15 protein-coding genes and 1 other RNA gene are annotated in these 17,639 nt (G+C 69.6%); 8 read left to right on the top strand and 8 right to left on the bottom strand.

The window, feature by feature from the left end; all coding sequences use genetic code 11:
* Positions 1 to 170: 170 nt before the first annotated feature.
* Together prfB and ACVNF4_RS19720 are read left to right on the top strand one after the other, a co-directional pair.
* Positions 171 to 1,277 (top strand): peptide chain release factor 2, encoded by a 1,107-nt coding sequence (gene prfB, locus ACVNF4_RS19725; RefSeq protein WP_355873471.1) that lies wholly within the window; start codon positions 171 to 173, stop codon positions 1,275 to 1,277.
* A 316-nt stretch (positions 1,278 to 1,593) separates the two neighbouring features.
* A complete protein-coding gene (locus tag ACVNF4_RS19720) occupies positions 1,594 to 2,502 on the top strand; it encodes a hypothetical protein (RefSeq protein ID WP_461804159.1) in 909 nt (302 codons plus the stop codon).
* A gap of 87 nt (positions 2,503 to 2,589) precedes the next feature.
* On the opposite strand, the gene ACVNF4_RS19715 is transcribed toward ACVNF4_RS19720, so the two are convergent.
* Positions 2,590 to 2,781 (bottom strand): hypothetical protein, encoded by a 192-nt coding sequence (locus tag ACVNF4_RS19715; protein ID WP_461804158.1) that lies wholly within the window; start codon positions 2,779 to 2,781, stop codon positions 2,590 to 2,592.
* Positions 2,782 to 3,058: 277 nt separating this feature from the next.
* Between ACVNF4_RS19715 and ftsE the strand changes: the two genes are divergently transcribed.
* The 5 genes from ftsE to ssrA all read left to right on the top strand — a co-directional run bounded on the left by ftsE (position 3,059) and on the right by ssrA (position 7,019).
* Complete coding sequence (ftsE, locus tag ACVNF4_RS19710) at positions 3,059 to 3,748, top strand: cell division ATP-binding protein FtsE (RefSeq protein ID WP_355873463.1); 690 nt, start codon at positions 3,059 to 3,061, stop codon at positions 3,746 to 3,748.
* A gap of 39 nt (positions 3,749 to 3,787) precedes the next feature.
* Positions 3,788 to 4,705, top strand: coding sequence for a permease-like cell division protein FtsX (gene ftsX, locus ACVNF4_RS19705; RefSeq protein ID WP_409117981.1), 918 nt, complete (start codon positions 3,788 to 3,790; stop codon positions 4,703 to 4,705).
* 67 nt (positions 4,706 to 4,772) lie between these two features.
* Entirely contained in the window at positions 4,773 to 5,927 is a 1,155-nt protein-coding gene (locus ACVNF4_RS19700; protein WP_461804157.1) for a S41 family peptidase, read from the top strand.
* Positions 5,928 to 5,990: 63 nt separating this feature from the next.
* Positions 5,991 to 6,530, top strand: coding sequence for an SsrA-binding protein SmpB (gene smpB / locus ACVNF4_RS19695; RefSeq protein ID WP_461804160.1), 540 nt, complete (start codon positions 5,991 to 5,993; stop codon positions 6,528 to 6,530).
* A 101-nt stretch (positions 6,531 to 6,631) separates the two neighbouring features.
* Positions 6,632 to 7,019: a transfer-messenger RNA gene (ssrA, locus tag ACVNF4_RS19690) on the top strand.
* Positions 7,020 to 7,174: 155 nt separating this feature from the next.
* Here ssrA and ACVNF4_RS19685 read toward each other — a convergent pair.
* The 6 genes from ACVNF4_RS19685 to ACVNF4_RS19660 all read right to left on the bottom strand — a co-directional run bounded on the left by ACVNF4_RS19685 (position 7,175) and on the right by ACVNF4_RS19660 (position 15,224).
* Positions 7,175 to 8,176 (bottom strand): LacI family DNA-binding transcriptional regulator, encoded by a 1,002-nt coding sequence (locus ACVNF4_RS19685; RefSeq protein ID WP_461804156.1) that lies wholly within the window; start codon positions 8,174 to 8,176, stop codon positions 7,175 to 7,177.
* Positions 8,176 to 10,428, bottom strand: coding sequence for an alpha-xylosidase (yicI, locus tag ACVNF4_RS19680; protein WP_461804155.1), 2,253 nt, complete (start codon positions 10,426 to 10,428; stop codon positions 8,176 to 8,178). The genes ACVNF4_RS19685 and yicI overlap by 1 nt, the downstream gene beginning before the upstream one ends.
* A 78-nt stretch (positions 10,429 to 10,506) precedes the next feature.
* Positions 10,507 to 11,367, bottom strand: coding sequence for a carbohydrate ABC transporter permease (locus ACVNF4_RS19675; protein ID WP_461804154.1), 861 nt, complete (start codon positions 11,365 to 11,367; stop codon positions 10,507 to 10,509).
* Positions 11,364 to 12,269: a carbohydrate ABC transporter permease gene (locus ACVNF4_RS19670; RefSeq protein ID WP_461804153.1), complete on the bottom strand. Its 906-nt coding sequence runs from the start codon at positions 12,267 to 12,269 to the stop codon at positions 11,364 to 11,366. The genes ACVNF4_RS19675 and ACVNF4_RS19670 overlap by 4 nt, the downstream gene beginning before the upstream one ends.
* On the bottom strand, positions 12,266 to 13,558 hold the full coding sequence (locus ACVNF4_RS19665; RefSeq protein ID WP_461804152.1) for an ABC transporter substrate-binding protein: 1,293 nt from the start codon (positions 13,556 to 13,558) through the stop codon (positions 12,266 to 12,268). Before ACVNF4_RS19665 ends, ACVNF4_RS19670 begins: the two co-directional genes overlap by 4 nt.
* Positions 13,559 to 13,754: 196 nt before the next feature.
* The gene (locus tag ACVNF4_RS19660) at positions 13,755 to 15,224 is read right to left on the bottom strand and encodes an MFS transporter (RefSeq protein WP_461804151.1); all 1,470 of its coding nucleotides are present in this window, start codon (positions 15,222 to 15,224) and stop codon (positions 13,755 to 13,757) included.
* A 95-nt stretch (positions 15,225 to 15,319) separates the two neighbouring features.
* Here ACVNF4_RS19660 and ACVNF4_RS19655 point away from each other — a divergent pair, with 95 nt between their 5' ends.
* A complete protein-coding gene (locus ACVNF4_RS19655; RefSeq protein WP_461804150.1) occupies positions 15,320 to 16,285 on the top strand; it encodes a LysR family transcriptional regulator in 966 nt (321 codons plus the stop codon).
* 1,164 nt (positions 16,286 to 17,449) lie between these two features.
* Here ACVNF4_RS19655 and ACVNF4_RS19650 read toward each other — a convergent pair.
* Positions 17,450 to 17,639 (bottom strand): hypothetical protein (locus ACVNF4_RS19650; RefSeq protein WP_461804149.1); only part of this gene is annotated, 190 nt, incomplete at its 5' end.

Below are 17,639 nucleotides of genomic sequence, written 5' to 3'. Positions count from 1 at the left end.
GGGTCGCCGTCGCCGCCGCCGTCGGGGTGGGGGCCTGGCTCGCGACGTCGGACGGCTCCGCCGGGTCCGCGCCCGCGCAGGAGACCGGGAACTCGTCGCCCGCCGCCCCCTGAGGCGGTACTTCCCGGGCGTGCGGAGTCCTTGTCGGTGGTAGCCGTTAGGCTGGGGGTGTGGCAGTCGTCGATGTATCCGAAGAGCTGAAGTCCCTCTCCTCGACCATGGAGTCGATCGAGGCCGTCCTGGACCTCGACAAGCTGAGGGCAGACATTGCCGTGCTTGAGGAGCAGGCGGCGGCCCCCTCCCTCTGGGACAACCCGGACGAGGCGCAGAAGATCACCAGCAAGCTGTCCCACCTCCAGGCCGAGGTGCGCAAGGCGGACACCCTGCGCGGTCGCATCGACGACCTCGCCGTCCTCTTCGAGATGGCCGACGAGGAGGACGACCCGGACACCCGCGCGGAAGCCGAGTCCGAGCTGGCGTCCGTCCGCAAGGCGCTGGACGAGATGGAGGTCCGTACGCTGCTCAGCGGCGAGTACGACTCCCGTGAGGCGCTCGTCAACATCCGCGCGGAGGCCGGTGGCGTGGACGCCGCGGACTTCGCGGAGAAGCTCCAGCGGATGTACCTGCGGTGGGCGGAGCAGAAGGGCTTCAAGACCGAGCTGATCGAGACGTCGTACGCCGAAGAGGCCGGCATCAAGTCGACGACGTTCGCGGTGCACGTGCCGTACGCGTACGGCCAGCTCTCCGTCGAGCAGGGCACGCACCGGCTCGTGCGGATCTCGCCGTTCGACAACCAGGGGCGGCGGCAGACGTCGTTCGCGGGCGTCGAGGTGCTGCCGGTCGTCGAGCAGACCGACCACGTCGAGATCGACGAGTCCGAGCTGCGGGTCGACGTCTACCGGTCCTCCGGGCCCGGCGGGCAGGGCGTCAACACCACGGACTCCGCGGTCCGGCTGACCCACCTCCCCACCGGCATCGTCGTCTCCTGCCAGAACGAGCGCTCGCAGATCCAGAACAAGGCGACCGCGATGAACGTCCTCCAGGCGAAGCTGCTTGAGCGGCGCCGTCAGGAGGAGCAGGCCAAGATGGACGCGCTCAAGGGGGACGGCGGCAACTCCTGGGGCAACCAGATGCGTTCGTACGTCCTGCACCCCTACCAGATGGTCAAGGACCTGCGGACCGAGTTCGAGGTCGGTAACCCCGAGGCCGTGTTCAACGGCGAGATCGACGGGTTCCTGGAGGCCGGGATTCGCTGGCGCAAGCAGCAGGAGAAGTAATTCTGTAGGTTTGTCGACAAGGCAATCGTCCCTGATTCGGGGGCGGTTGCCTTTCGCGTTCCCGCGGGTCTTCCGGGTTCTGGGTCTTACGTCACACTCACAAATTCCGACGCCCGGCATAGCGTGCGGAGCTGGACATTGCGCGCGCAACGGCCTTGACGGTGCTGGGAAAAATCGGGAGGGTGCAATCTGGCATGCGTTGTCCGCGAGGCGCATGTGAACCGGGGGATGTGGATCGACTCAGCCGTCCCCCGTCGATCACCGCCTCGACGACGCTGCCCCTCCTCGACGAACAGCTACTGGGGGTAGCAGCCATATGACCAAGAAGACGCGCGTCCGTATCGCGCGTATAGCCGCCGGCTCGATCATCGCCGCCGGTGCGTCCCTGACGGTGGCCGGCATCGCCTCCGCCGACCCCGTCGACCCGCCGAGCTGCCCGCCCATCGGGATCTGCCCGGACCCGCCGACGACCGGCGGGACGTCGACCGGCGGTGGCTCGACCTCGGGTGACCCGGCCACGACCGGTTCCACTTCGGGTGACCCGGCGACGACCGGTTCGACCTCCGGTGACCCGGCCACGACCGGTTCGACCTCGGGCGACCCGGCGACGACCGGTTCCACCACCGGCGACCCCGCCACCACCGGTTCCACTTCGGGTGACCCGGCGACGACCGGCGGTTCCTCCACCACGGGTGGTTCCTCCACCACGGGCGGCTCCACCACCACGACCGGTGGTTCCACCACGACGACCGGTGGCTCGTCCTCCACGGGCGGTTCGTCGTCGACGGGTGGTTCGTCGTCCACGGGCGGTTCCACCACGACGACCGGCGGTTCGTCCTCCACCGGCGGTTCCACCACGACCGGCGGCTCCTCCAGCACGGGCGGCTCGTCCTCCACGGGCGGTTCAACCACGACCGGCGGCTCGACCAGCACCGGCGGCAGCACCGGCTCCGACGGCGGCTCCACCACCGGCGGTGGCACCACCCCCGACTCCACCGGCGGTACCTCCACCGGCGGCCCCTCCACCCAGGAGCGCGGCAGCTCGGCGCTGACCGACACCTCCTCCTCCGAGGCGACCCCGCAGGGCGGGAACGAGGAGCTGGCCGAGACGGGTGCCGGGCAGACCACGTTCCTGGTGATCGGTGCGGCGACGATGATCGTCGGCGGCATCGGCTTCCGGGTGCTCCCGCGTCTCGTCGAGGGCCGCGGCGGCGCCGCCGCCTGACGGCCGACAGCGGTCGCCCAGTAGCGAGAGGGGCCCGGAGCTTGTGAGAACAAGCTCCGGGCCCCTTCGGCGTATCGCGCCGGGCCGCTACGCGGTCTGGTGGGCCAGCAGGGCCACCGCCGCGATCAGGACGACGAGCGCGGCCACCAGGGCTGCGGGGCTCAGCGCGCCCAGCCCGCTCTCCTGCTGCAACCGCGCGCGGTTCGCCCGGCACACCGGGCACCGGCCCTCGCTCACGGGCGCCGCGCAGTTAGCGCACACCAGCCGGTCGTACGTCATGCGCTCGCCCTCCTTCGCACCGGTCCTTCTCTGCCGCGCACCCTCTACAACGCGCCGGGAAACGGATCCGTTCCCGCTCCGCCGAAGTGCCCTTCTCTTCTACTGTGCCAGGTTCCTCCGCGACCCGCGCCGGATCGCCCCTACGAGGGCGGCCACCCCTCCACAGCCCGCACGCAAATGCGCACAAGCCACACCCAACAGTGACGGCCGCCTGCGCTCCCTCACCCGATTCGCGTATGGTCACGCTCATCTACCCCCGGCGACCCTGTGGTGCACCGTGATCCGATTCGACAACGTCTCCAAGGTCTACCCCAAGCAGACCCACCCCGCGCTCAGGGACGTCTCCCTGGAGCTGGAGAAGGGCGAGTTCGTCTTCCTCGTCGGCTCCTCCGGCTCCGGCAAGTCCACGTTCCTGCGGCTCATCCTGCGCGAGGAGCGCTGCACGCACGGCCAGGTGCACGTGCTGGGCAAGGACCTCGCCAGACTGTCCAACTGGAAGGTGCCGCAGATGCGCCGCCAGCTCGGGACGGTCTTCCAGGACTTCCGCCTGCTGCCGAACAAGACGGTCGCGGAGAACGTCGCCTTCGCCCAGGAGGTCATCGGCAAGTCGAAGGGCGAGATCCGCAAGTCCGTGCCGCAGGTCCTCGACCTCGTCGGCCTCGGCGGCAAGGAGGACCGCCGTCCCGGCGAGCTCTCCGGCGGTGAACAGCAGCGCGTCGCCATCGCGCGCGCCTTCGTCAACCGCCCCAAGCTGCTGATCGCGGACGAGCCGACCGGCAACCTCGACCCGCAGACCTCTGTCGGCATCATGAAACTGCTCGACCGCATCAACCGCACGGGTACGACAGTCATCATGGCGACGCACGACCAGAACATCGTCGACCAGATGCGCAAGCGCGTCATCGAGCTGGAGAAGGGCCGACTCGTCCGCGACCAGGCCCGCGGCGTCTACGGCTACCAGCACTGACCGCCCCCAGGTCCCACGGAAAGGCTTGAAGCAGACGCCATGCGCGCCCAGTTCGTCCTCTCGGAGATCGGTGTCGGTCTCCGCCGCAACCTGACGATGACCTTCGCCGTCATCGTCTCCGTGGCCCTCTCGCTGGGTCTCTTCGGCGGTTCGCTGCTGATGAGCGACCAGGTCAGCACGATGAAGGGTTACTGGTACGACAAGGTCAACGTCTCGATCTTCCTCTGCAACAAGAGCGACGCCGAGTCGGACCCCAACTGCGCCAAGGGCGCCGTCACCGCGGACCAGAAGCAGCAGATCAAGACCGACCTGGAGAAGATGTCGGTCGTCCAGACGGTGACGTACGAATCGCAGGACGAGGCGTACAAGCACTACAAGGAGCAGTTCGGCGACTCGCCGCTGGCCGCGTCCCTCACGCCGGACCAGATGCAGGAGTCGTACCGGATCAAGCTGAAGGACCCGGAGAAGTACCAGGTCATCGCGACCGCGTTCAACGGGCGTGACGGCGTTCAATCTGTGCAGGACCAGAAGGGGATTCTCGACAACCTCTTCGAACTGCTCAACCTGTTGAACCGCGCGGCACTCGGCGTGATGGCATTGATGCTCGTCGTGGCGTTGATGTTGATCGTCAACACTGTACGGGTGTCCGCGTTCAGCCGTCGGCGTGAGACCGGGATCATGCGGCTCGTCGGCGCCTCCGGGTTCTACATCCAGGCGCCGTTCATCGCCGAGGCGGCCGTCGCCGGGTTCATCGGCGGGGTGCTCGCCTGCGTCGGTCTGACGCTCGGCCGGTACTTCACGATCGACCACGGCATGGCGCTCTCGCAGAAGCTGAGCCTGATCAACTTCATCGGCTGGGACGCCCTGCTGACCAAGCTCCCGCTGATCCTCGCGGCGAGCCTGCTGATGCCCGCCCTTGCGGCGTTCTTCGCGTTGCGCAAGTACCTGAAGGTGTGACACATGCCAAGAGGGCCGTACGGACAACTGCCCGTACGGCCCTTTCGCTTCCCCTAGACTCACGGCCATGTCAGGCCCCGACCTGTTCTCGCAGCCCCGCCGCTTCGGCCGCGGGGCCACCCTGACCTTGGTGTTCGCGAGCGTTCTGGTCGCGGGAGCGGCGACGGGATCGCTGCCCCAGGGGGGTGACGGGACGGGACACGCGCGGGCCGTCGTCCCCGACGGACGGCGGCAGGTGGCGCAGGCGGCGGCCGAGGCGATGGCCCAGGGAAAGTCCCCGACGGAGGCCGCGGAACGCGCCGTGAGCCGCAGCGGCGACCGCTGGGCGGCCGTCTACTCCGAGGGTGAGTTCGAGGAGTTCGAGCAGTCCCTCGACGGCGAGTACACCGGCGTCGGGCTGTGGGCGCGGCGCGAGTCGGACGGCCGGATCGCCGTCAGCAAGGTGAGCGGCGACTCACCCGCCGCCGAAGCCGGCATCCGCGCGGGGGACCGGCTGCGCAGCGTCGACGGCCGCGCGGTGGACGGCCTTCCCGTCACCGACGTCCTCTCCTTACTCCGCGGCGACGCGACCGGTGCGCCCGCCGGGACCGCCGTCCGCCTCGGCTTGGAGCGCGGCACGCGCGCGTGGGCCGAGACCGTCCGGCGCGCGACGCTGTCGACGGAGCCGGTGACCGTCGAGAAGATTCGGAGCGGGGGAACTCTTGTTCGAGTCTCCGCGTTCACCAAGGGAGTGGGCGAGGCGGTACGGGCCGCCGCGCGGGAGGCGTCGGGAGGTGTGGTGCTGGATCTGCGGGGGAACTCGGGCGGGCTGGTCACCGAGGCGGTCGCTGCGGCCTCGGTCTTCCTCGACGGCGGCCTCGTCGCGACGTACGACATGGACGGCGCGCAGCGCGCCCTGCACGCCGGTGCGGGCGGCGACACCGCGAGACCCCTGGTCGTCCTGGTCGACGGGGGGACGATGAGCGCGGCGGAGCTGCTGACCGGGGCGTTGCAGGACCGGGGGCGTGCCGTCGTCGTCGGGAGCCGGACCTTCGGCAAGGGGTCCGTCCAGATGCCGACGCGGCTGCCGGACGGGTCGGTGGCGGAGCTGACGGTCGGGCATTACCGGACGCCGTCGGGGCACGCGGTGGACGGGGTGGGGATCACGCCGGATCTTGAGGTGGGGGACGGGGTGCTGGAGCGGGCGGAGCGGGTGCTGAGCGGGTCGGGGCGGATGCCGTAGGGGGAAACGGCTTTCCCTTCGAGCCCCGGCTGGTGCGAAAATGGCGGGACTATGAGCAAGGGAATGTACGTACCGAAGGAGTCCCAGCCCAAGCAGGGCGGTGGGGGCGGCAAGAGCCGGGACGGCGAGAAGGGGGGCAAGAAGAAGATCGTCGCGCAGAACAAGAAGGCACGGCACGACTACGCGATCATCGACACGTACGAGGCCGGCCTGGTGCTGACCGGCACCGAGGTCAAGTCGCTGCGCGAGGGCCGCACCTCCCTCGCGGACGGCTTCGTCCAGATCGACGGCGGTGAGGCGTGGCTGCACAACGCGCACATCCCGGAGTACCACCAGGGCAGCTGGACCAACCACTCCGCGCGCCGCAAGCGCAAGCTGCTGCTGCACCGCGAGGAGATCGACAAGCTCGCCGTCAAGGCTGAGGAGACCGGCCACACGATCGTGCCGCTCGCCCTGTACTTCAGGGACGGCCGCGCCAAGGCCGAGATCGCGCTCGCGCGAGGCAAGAAGGAGTACGACAAGCGGCAGACCCTGCGCGAGAAGCAGGACCGGCGGGAGACGGACCGGGCGATCGCGGCGGCGAAGCGGCGGCAGCGGGGCTGACCCCGGCCGGCCGCGTGGGAATACGGTGGCATGCGTGCGGGTTGGTCACGTACGATGGTGCCTGTACCCCACGGCGGGTACGGGATTTGAAAAATCAACATGGGGATGATCGGTTTCGACAGCGGATGTCGAAGCAGGGGAAGCGTGTCGAGAAAGCGGCAATGATCTCGTTAACCATATGTCGCAACCAATAATCGCCAATTCCAAGAGCGATTCCCGCGCCTTCGCCCTCGCTGCCTAATAAGCAGTGAGTGAAGGCCCTTAACGGGTGTCAGACCGGGGGTGTTCCCGACCCGGACCCTGGCATAATCTAGGGGACTAAACCATCGAGCCCGGTCACGGGGTTCGATGGGAAATCAAACAGTGACTGGGCCCGTCGGCGACTTGTTCGCGTGATCACCGGGGCCGAGAAAATCTCAGCGAACTGCACACGGAGAAGTCCTGATTCCGCACCGTTGGACGCGGGTTCGATTCCCGCCATCTCCACGAGATGGGGGTGGCCTGCGCTCGCAGAAAGCGCGAGCACAGGCCATCTCGCCATATATCTGGGGGCATGACCCCCAGACCCCCTCATCCCATGTGGGCAGAGGCCCCGTCGCTTTCGAGCGGCGGGGCCTCTGGCTTTTTCACGCTCTGCACGCTCTTCACGCGTGCCGCGGCCCGGTGCTGGCCCGCCGGGTCAGGGTCGGTGGCAGCAGCGTCGTTTCCGGCACCGGCTCCCCCGCGAGCTTCCCCATCAGTAACTCCACGGCCTGCGTGCCGACTTGGCCGGACGGCAGGGCGACCGCGGTGACCTGGAGGTGCTCGGCGAGGTCGGCGGGACAGATCGCGGCCACCGACAGGTCCCCGGGCACACTCAGCCCGAGCTGCTCGAACGCCTCGATCAACGGCTCAAGGACCGCCTCGTTGTGCACGACGACCCCCGTCAACGCCGGTTGCTCGCGCAGCAGTTGCTCGGCCACCCGGCGGGCCGCGACAGGCGTCGGTTCGCAGGGGTGCACGGCGGACTGGAGCCCGGCACGGGCGGCGGCGGTGGTGAACCCCTGCATGACGCGCTGCGCGAACGCCGTCTGCCGGACGTACACCTCGGGCGGCGACCCCACCAACGCGACGGCCCGGTGGCCGAGTTCGGCGAGATGCTCCACGCACACCTCGCCCGCCGTCCGGAAGTCGAGGTCGATGCAGGTGAGGCCCTGCGGGCCGGCCGGGAAGCCGATCGCCACCGTCGGCCGGTCCGGGGAGCGCAGCAACGACGGCCTGGGGTCGTGGAGTTGGACGTCCATCAGGATCACCGCGTCCACCAGCGCCGCCTCCGCGGCCCGCCGCAGCCCCGCCTCGCCCTCCTCCTGCGTCAGGAGGAGCACGTCGTGGTCGTGGCGCCGGGCGGCCGTCACCACCGACACCACGAACTGCATGACGACGGGGAGATGCACGCCGGCCCGCAGGGGGACGACGAGGGCGAGCACCCGGGAGCGGCTGCTGGCCAGCGCGCGGGCCCCGGCGTGCGGCCGGTAACCGAGGTCGCGGATCGCGTCCTGCACCCGGCGCCGGGTCTCCTCGGAGATCGGCCGCTTGCCGCTCAGCGCGTACGACACCGTGCTCGGCGAGACACCGGCCAGCCGCGCCACATCGGTGATCTTCACCATCAGTCCAACTCCACGGTCAGGAAACCGCATCCGGCCTCGGCCCGCGTCACCCGGTCCCCGGCGGCCAGCGCCCACGGAGCCGTCGGGTCACCGGCGGACGCCCGCAGGGTGTTTCCCTCGCGGACGACGGTGAAACTCGCCTCGCCCACCCGCACCGTCACCCGGGCGCCCTGTTCGAGGCCGTACGCGCGCAGCGTGACCCCGTCGGCGTGCGGGTAGTCGGGCCGGTCGGCGTGCGCGCCCACCGGGATCACGGCGCCGGGCCGCACCAGCAGCGGGACGCTGAGGAACCCGTGCGTCTCGCTCACCCAGCGCGGGCCGGTGACCGTGCGGCCGGTGAGGAAGTCGGTCCAGTCGCCTTCGGGGACGTAATACCGCACCTCTCCCTCGTCGTTGAAGACCGGCGCGACCAACAGGTCCGGGCCCAGCATGTATTGGCGTTCCAGATGCGCGCAGCCCGGGTCGTCCGGGAACTCCAGGACCATCGCGCGCATCACCGGCACGCCTTCCTCGTGCGCGGCGCGCGCCGCCTCGTACAGGTACGGCATGAGGCTCAGCTTCAGGCGCGTGAACTCCCGGAGCACGTCCACGGATTCGTCGTCGAAGAGCCACGGCACACGGTAGGAGGAGCTGCCGTGCAGGCGGCTGTGGGAGGACAGCATGCCGAACGCGAGCCAGCGTTTGAACAGGGCCGGCGTCGGGGTGCCCTCGAAACCGCCGATGTCGTGGCTCCAGTAGCCGAACCCGGACAGGCCGAGCGAGAGGCCGCCGCGCAGCGACTCCGCCATCGCCTCGTACGTCGACTCGCAGTCGCCGCCCCAGTGCACGGGGAACTGCTGGCTGCCGGCCGTGGCCGAGCGGGCGAAGACGACGGCCTCGCCCTCGCCGCGGTGCTTGCGCAGGACGTCGAAGACAGTCTGGTTGTACAGGTAGGCGTAGTAGTTGTGCATGCGCTCCGGGTCGGAGCCGTCAGACCAGGCGACGTCCGTGGGGACGCGCTCGCCGAAGTCGGTCTTGAAGCAGTCGACGCCCTGGGCGAGGAGTTTCTCCAGCTTCGCCGCGTACCAGTCGCGGGCCGCCGGGCTCGTGAAGTCGACCAGGGCCATGCCGGGTTGCCACAGGTCCCACTGCCAGACGCTGCCGTCCGGCCGCTTCAGGAGGTGTCCGAGCTCCTTGCCCTCCGCGAACAGCGGGGAGCGCTGGGCGATGTAGGGGTTGATCCAGACGCAGACGTGCAGGCCCTTCGCCTTCAGCCGGGCCAGCATGCCCTCCGGGTCGGAGAAGACGCGCGGGTCCCACTCGAAGTCGCACCAGTTCAGCTCGCGCATCCAGAAGCAGTCGAAGTGGAAGACGGACAACGGGAGTTCGCGCTCCCGCATGCCCTCGATGAACGAGGTGACGGTCTCCTCGTCGTACGACGTGGTGAACGACGTCGACAGCCACAGCCCGAACGACCAGGCCGGCGGGAGCGCGGGGCGGCCGGTGAGCGCCGTGTACTTGCGCAGGATCTCCTTCGGGGTGGGGCCGTGGATGACGTAGTACGTCAACTCCTGGGCCTCCACGCTGAACTGGACCCGGGAGACCGCCTCGGAGCCGACTTCGAACGACACCTTGCCCGGGTGGTCGACGAAGACGCCGTACCCGGCGTCGGTCAGGTAGAACGGCGTGTTCTTGTACGCCTGTTCGGTGGCCGTGCCGCCGTCGGCGTTCCAGATGTCCACGGTCTGGCCGTTCTTGACGAGCGGGCCGAACCGTTCGCCGAGTCCGTACACCGAGGTGCCGACGCCCAGGTTGAGCTGCTCGCGCAGGTAGTGGGCGCCGTCGGTGGTGTCGCGCATGATGCCCATGCCCTTGGGGCCGCTGGAGGTCAGGGAGCGGCCGTCGGCACGGAAGTCGAGATGCCAGGGGCCGGTGCGGGTGACCTTCAGGGACAGCTCGCCCGAGGTGAGGGTCGCGTGGTCGGCGTCGTACTCCAGGTGGGGGGTGAACTCCTCAGCGGTCAGGTCGAATTGGGGGCTCTGCGGGCGCTCGCCGCGGAAGTGGGCGAAGGTGACGCCGATGACGCCGGGCATCGGAGCGTGTGCGCTGATCGTCACGACCGGTCCCTTCAGGAGGTCGCCGCGGTGGCGGATGGGCTTCGTCGGCGCGTGGATCTCCAGGGTTCCGTCCGACGCGTCGACGTCCAGCACCTCGACCGGGTGGGCGGCGGTGATGCCGTCGCGCAGCAGCCAGTAACCGTCGGTGAACTTCACGTGGCTTGTCCTTACTTGGCGGGGGGAGGGGGGAATTTCGGCTGGAGGGGCGGTACTTGAGCGGCTTGCCTGAGCGGTCTATTTGACGGCGCCCACGGCGATGCCTCGGGTGAGGGTGCGCTGGAAGACGAGGAAGAAGACGAGGGCGGGCAACACGCCCAGCAGGGCGGCCGAGTTGGTCATCGTGGCGTCCATCAGCCGCTGGCCCTGGAGGACGCCGAGCGCGACGGACACCGTCTGGTTGTCGTTCGAGATCAGCATCACCAGCGGGAGCAGGAACTCGTTCCACGTCCAGATGAAGAAGAACACCAGCAGCACGCCGAGGGTGGGACGGCTCATCGGGACGACGATCCGCCACAGCACCTGCCACTTGTTGGCGCCGTCCACGCGCGCGGCCTCGATCACTTCGCGCGGGAACCTGCCGAGGACGGCGGCGAGGAGGTAGGTGCCGAACGCCGACTGGATCACCGTGAACACGATGACGACGCTCAACCTCGTGTCGTACAGCCCGAGTTGCTTGCTCAGGTAGTAGACGGGGTAGACCAGCGCCTCCTGCGGGATCACGTTCGCCAGCACGAAGAAGGCGAGGATCCAGGGGCGGCCCTTGATGCGGCCGATGCCGATCGCGTAGGCGTTGAGGAGGGACAGGACAGTGGCGAGGATCGCCACCGAGCCGCTGATCAGGGTGGAGTTGACAAGTTTCCGGGTGTAGTCGACGCGGGTCCAGAAGTCCTTCAGACCGTCCAGGTAGAGGCCGTCGGGGAGGCTGAGGGGGCCGTTCTGGGCGTACTCCGTGGGGGACTTGAGGGCGTTGACGGTGACGATGAGGAAGGGGGTGATCATGAAGAGGGCGGCGAGGCAGAGGGCCAGGAGGACGGGGTAGCGGGTGAGGACGGGGCGGCGTGCGGGTCGGTGTACGGGTCGGCTTCGGGTTGTCATGTGCCTGTCTCCTCCGACCTGTTCTGGAGCCGCAGCGCGATCAGGGACAGCGCGAGGATCAGTACCGTCAGCACCGTCGAGATCGCGGCGCCGTACCCGACCTGGGTCTTCTCGAAGAACGTGGTGAACGAGAAGTACGACGGCACGTCCGTCGCCCCGCCGGGCCCGCCCTTCGTCAGGACGTACACCGCGCCGAACACCTTCAGCGCGGCGATCGTGCACCAGGTCAGCACGACGGAGATCTCGGGGCGGATCTGCGGCAGCGTGATGTGCCAGAAGCGCCGCCACCAGCCGGCGCCGTCCAGCTCGGCAGCCTCGTGCAACTGGGGGTCGACGCGCTCCAGGCCGGCCATGAACACCACGAGCGGGAAACCGAGTTGGACCCACACCAGGACGCCCATCACGCTGTAGAGCGCGAAGTCCGGGTCACCCAACCAGTCCTGCTGCCAGCCCGACAGGCCGACGGCCTTCAGGAGCGCGTTGAGCGAGCCGTTGTCCGGGGCGAGGATCCAGCTCCAGACGATGCCCGCGACCGCGATCGGCAGAACCTGCGGAAGATAGAAACAGGCCCGCAGGACCGTCGTGAGCCGGCTCCCGAAGTGCTTGCCGATGTAGTCGAACAGGGCGGCGGCCAGGACGAGTCCGACGGCCGTGGGCAGCGCCGCCATCGCCACGACCATGAACAGGCTGTGCCGGAACGACTCCCAGAACGCCGAATCGTCCAGCAGCTCACGGTAGTTCGCCAGGCCCGCCCACTCCGGCGTGCCGACACCCTGCCAACTCGTGAAGCTGACACCGGTGTTCATGAGGAACGGGACGATGACGACCGCGAGGAAGGCGAGGACGCCGGGCAGCAGGAACAGGGCGTAGGACGCCGAGCGCGGGCGGCGGGGCGCCGTCATGAGGCCGGAACGCCCTTGTCGTACGCCTTCTTCACCGCGTCGAGGTACTCCTCGGGCCGCTCGCTGCCGGTGATGAGTTTCTGTGTCTCGGAGACCAGGACGTCGTAGAAGCCGGGGACGGGCCAGTCGGGGTAGAACGCGAGGCCGTCACGGGCGCTCAACGTGTTGAAGTCCGTGATGAGTTGCCGGGACTTGGGGTCGGTGATCGCGTTCGCGTCCGCCGCGACCGGGACGCCGCCCTTCTCGCCCAGCAGGTTCTGGATCTTCTTCGACATGGTGATGTCGATGAAGTCGTAGGCGAGTTGCTTGTTCTTCGCGCTCTTCGGGACGACCCACAGGTTTCCGCCCGAGCCGGGTGAGAGTTTCGCGTCCGGCCACAGGGTCGTGCCCCAGTCGAACTTGGCCTCCGAGCGGAAACGGCCGTACCACCAACTGCCCGAGAACAGGATCGGCGCCTTGCCCTGGAGGAAGGAGACGCCCGCCTGCTCCGCCGTCGCCCCGCTCGAACTCTTCGCTATGTAGCCCTTATTCACCCAGTCGGCGAACGTCTCGGCGCCGTACGTCCAGGCCGCGTCGTGGAAGTCGGGCTTGCCCTTGTACAGCTCGTAGGCGTCGACCCAGGAGCGGTCGGCCTTGGAGAGGGCGAGCTGGTAGAGGTACTGGTGGGCCAGGTACTCCGCGCCGGAGTTGGCCAGCGGGGTGACACCGGCGTCCTTGAACTTCTGGAGGGCCGACGTGAATTGGGAGAACGTTGTCGGCACCGGGACGTCGTACTTCTTGAAGAGGTCCTTGTTGAGGTAGAGCATCGTGTATTCGGCGTAGTTCGGGACGCCGTACCAACTGCCTGAACCCATCACGCCGTTGGGGCTGTACTGGCTCGTCGTGCGGACACCCGGGCTCAGGAGCTTGTCCCAGCCGCGTTTCGTCACCTCGTCCGTGAGGTCGGTCAGCAGGCCCTGCTTGGAGAGGAGGCCGGCCGTCGCGTTGCCCTTGTTGTACTCCATCAGGTCCGGTGCGTCGGAGGAGTTGAGGACCATCGGGGCCGTCTTCTGGATCTGCTCGAAGCTCTTCTCCTCGAACTTCACCTTCACGCCCGGGTGTTTGGCCTCGAACTCCTTGATCGCCTCCGTCCAGGCCGTGCCCATCGCGCTGTTGGGGGCTTCGTAGTGCCACAGGCGCAGGGTCTTCCCGTCGGACTCCCCGCTGCCCGTGCCGCCGCAGGACGCGAGGAGGAGTGCCGCGCTGAGTGCCACCGCTGTCGTCAGTGTCCGCCGTTGTGCCGTCAACATCCAAGGTCTCCAGGAGAGTCGGACGGGTCTTCGGGTCGGGCCGGCGCCACGCGCGGTTCCTCAAGTCGGTGTGGTGCGTGACGTCGAAGCGCTTCGACTGAGGAAGTTATTGGGTGGGGTGATGTGCGTCAATGGGGGTGGCAGAGAATGACGGAAGCGATTCGATAGTGAGACGCGAGCGGGGGTGCCGAGGGGATCAGTTGTGCCGGGGCCTCTGCGACAGCGAGACGAGCAGGGCTGTGGCCGCCGCCACTACCGGGACGGCGTAGCCCGCCGTCGGCGACACGTGCTCCGCCGTCCAGCCGCCCGCCGCGCTGCCGGCGGCGATTCCGCCGAGGAGGCCGGTCACCGCGAGGGTCATGCCTTCGTTGAGGCGGCCCTCGGGGGTGCGCTGCTGGATCAGGGTCATGCCGGTGATCATCGTGGGGGCGGTCGCGGCGCCGGCGACGAGGAGGGCGACGGCGAGGAGCGGCAGGGAGGCGGTGAGGGCGGCGGTGAGGAGGGGGAGGGGGAGGAGGGCGGTCATGGCGGCGATGCACCAGGGGTGGCGGCGGGCGGCGGGGTCGGGGGTGGTGTCGGGTTCGGGGAGCCGGTGGGGGCCGGTGTCCGAATGCGGGCCGGTGTCCGGGGTCGGGTCGGCCTTGTGTCCCGGCTTCGGCTTCTTGGCGGACGCCGGTTCGACCTGCCTCGCCAGTGCTCCGAACACCAGCCCCGCGACGGCCGATCCGCCCGCCTGGAGGCCCAACACCAGCCCGGCGGCGGCTCGGTGGCCCGCCTCGTCGGCGAAGGCGACCGTCGTCACCTCGATCGCCCCGAACACGGTGCCGAGGCAGAGGCAGACGAGGAGCAGGGGCGGCATGCCCGGGGCGGTGAGCGGGGAGCCGGTGGTGGTGCGGCCGTGCGGGGGCGGTTCGGTCGAACGCTGGGCGGCGAACAGGAGGATGCCCGTGACGAGCAGGACGGTCCCGGTGAGCGTGCCGGCCTCCGGGAAGACGTTCGCGCAGAGCAGCGCCGCGAGCAACGGGCCCAGCAGGAAGCAGAGTTCGTCCATCGCCTGCTCGAAGGAGTTCGCCGTGTGCAGGGCTTCCGCGTCGCCGGCCAGGAGGTGGGCCCAGCGGGCGCGGGACATGCCGCCCGTGTTGGGGGTGGTCGCCGTCGCGGCGTACGCGGCAAACAGGGTCCACGCGGGGGCGTCGTAACGGACGCACAGGACAAGGGCGATGCTGCCGAGCGCCGCGAACAAGGCTGCGGGGACGGCGACTCGGGCCTGGCCGAGGCGGTCTGTGAGGCGGGCGGTCCAGGGGGCGACGATCGCCGTCGCGGCGAGGCCGGTCGCGGTGACCGCTCCGGCCAGCGCGTACGAGCCGCGCTGCTCGGCGATCATCATCACCGCGCTGATGCTGAACATGCCTGAGGGGAGGCGGGCGATGAGGTTTCCGGTGGTGAAGGCTCGGGCGCCGGGGTGGGAGAGGAGGCGGTGGTAGGGGGTGGGGGTGCGGGTGTGGGTGCGGGGGGTTCTGGGGGGTTGGGGTGTTCGAGGTGTTCGGCGTGTCCGGGGTGTTCGGGGCGTGAAGTCGACGGCGATCAGGGCGTCGGCCGTTGTTGTGTAAAGGGTTTCCGGTGCGTTTCTGTGGACGCGCGGGGGCTTCTGGTGGGCGTCGGGCATGTCGTCCACGGTCGTACGGCGGTGATCGTCGGGTCCAACACCTGCTCGGCCGTAATTCACGCACCTGGGTTGTCAGTCCTTGTTAGGTTCGCCGGATGCCTCAGGATCTGGACCCCCGACTGCTGCGGGTCTTCCTCGCCGTCGCCGAGGAACTGCACTTCACCCGGGCCGCCGCGCGGCTGTTCGTGGCCCAGCAGGCGTTGAGCCGTGATGTGCGGCGGCTGGAGCGGGAGTTGGGGGTCGAGCTGTTCGCCAGGACGACGCGGCAGGTGGCCCTCACGTCCGACGGCGAACGCCTGATCCCCTACGCGCGCCGGGTGTTGGACGCGCAGGACGAACTGCGTGCCGCCTTCGGGGTGGCCCGGCCGCTGCTGGTGGACCTCAACTCGCCGCGCCTCGCGACGGGTTCGCTCGTCCTGGAGAGGGCGCGGCGGCTCGCTCCGGAGCACGAGTTGATGGCCCGCTACGAGAGCGGCCTGACCTGGGCGGCGGCCGAGATGATCGCCGGGCGGCTGGACGCGTCGTTCGGGCGGTACGCCGGGCTCGACCCGTCGCTCCGGGCGCGGCTGGAGCATCAGCTCGTCCGGTACGAGCCCATGGCCGTCGTCCTCGCCGAGGACCACCGGCTGGCCTCGTGGGACGCGGTGCCGGTGAGGGAACTCGCGGGAGAGGAGGTGTATGCGGGGGCCGGGAATCCGCGCACCCCCGAATGGACCGATCTGGCACGGCAGTTGTTCGAAGGGCGTGGCGTGCGGGTCGCGCCGCCGGCGCCGATGGCCGTGGGGGAGGAGGAGTTCCGGCGTGTCATGGCCCGGTCCAATTGGCCGGTGCTCGCCGTGGAGGGATTTCCGGCCATGCCGGGAACGGTTCGACGGCCGCTCGTCGAACCCGTCCCTTTGTCCCCCGTGTCACTCGTGTGGCGAAAGGGGCTGGTCCATCCGGCCTTGGCGGTACTGCGGCAATCTGCGCTCGAACTCGCGGTCGAGGAATCGTGGTTGGAGATTCCTGCTGATGGATGGATTCCAGCCATCGACATGGGCATGGCATCCGCATACAAATGACACATCGCACACGCGGCGCGCATCCGCTGCGCTAGATTCGGCGCCCCGAGCACGGAGAGACATCCGGGGCGCGTGAAACCGGGTGGGGGCCTGGTTGTGCGACGTGTGCTCGGTAGTCGAACACGCGCCCAGAACTATGTCCCGGGATGGACCCGGGTGTTCCCGGAGTGCTCCCGTGGGGGGAAGTGCGCACGTGAAGAAATGGCGAGATGACGCCCAACCAGAGTGGCCCGAGCCTGCGTCGCCGACGCAAGGGGTCCCGGCGGTCGGGGGCGGGATCCAGAAGTTCCCCGAGACGGTTTCGGCCATCGGTGAGCGGCGGGAGATATCCGGGGAACCGGGTGAGCGGGCCTTGCCGGGCCTGACCGGATGGGAGGGGTTCCCGGACGACGTCCTCGACAGGGGGCGGCGGGCGCCGGACCCCTCTACGCGGGTGCCGGATTCGGCTGTGCCGGTGCCGGCGGCGCACATGTCTCTGTCTGCCGGGGCGGCCGGGTCTGCCGGGTCGGTTGGGGCGGTGCCGGTTTCGCCGGTGTCGGTCGCGTCGGCGGAGTCCGCTCGGGGGAGTGCGGCGGTGGGGCGGGATCCGTGGGGGGCGAACCCTGAGAGGGGTTCGGGGTCGTACGGGTCCGGAGCCGGGTCGGGGTGGGGGGCGGGGGCTGTGTCCGGGGCGGGTGCTGGGGGCGGTGCCGGGAGTGGTGGTGGGAGCGGTGGCGGTTGGCCGGTGGCTTCCCGGGGCCGTCGGGCGAAGAGTGGCGCCGGAGCGGACGGGGGGCCGAGCCGTGGGGGTGGCTCTCCGGGGGTACGGGGTGTACGGGACGGGAGTGACGCGGCGGCGGACGGGGTGTCCGGCGTGGAGGGGGCGTCCGGTGGGAAGAGGTTGTCCGGCGTTGAGGGGGCGGGTGGTGAGGGGCTCGACTCTGCCGAGGTGACCGTCCAGCTCGATCCGCTCCAGGGCGGTACGGCCGACGGCGAGGCGTCCGAACGGCCCGTGTTCGTCGACGAGTCGGGCCGCCGCAGCCGTAACTTCCGGCGCCTCGGACTCGCCGTCGGCGTGGCGTGCGGCGCCTACGCGGCCGTCATCGTCGGCACCCTCCTCTCCGGCAACGTGGGCGCTCCGTGGCTTCCGCTGCCCGGCCCCGGCGACGACAGCAAGCCCGCTAGTCAGGTCGAGGCGACCCGTACCCCTAGTACCTCCGAGGGACGCACGCCGGGTGACGTCGCCGCTCCGGGCGGCACCTCGTCGGCCACCGCGTCCGGTACGACGACCAGGGCCCCCGGTGCGACCCCGAGGCCGTCCGCCTCGGGCAGCGCGGCTGCCTCGCCCGGGCCGTCCTCCTCGGCCGCGCCCTCG

The organism is Streptomyces sp. S6 (assembly GCF_054880855.1).
The sequence above is the reverse complement of the archived record's forward strand: the minus strand, read 5'-3'. Positions and strand labels throughout refer to the sequence as shown.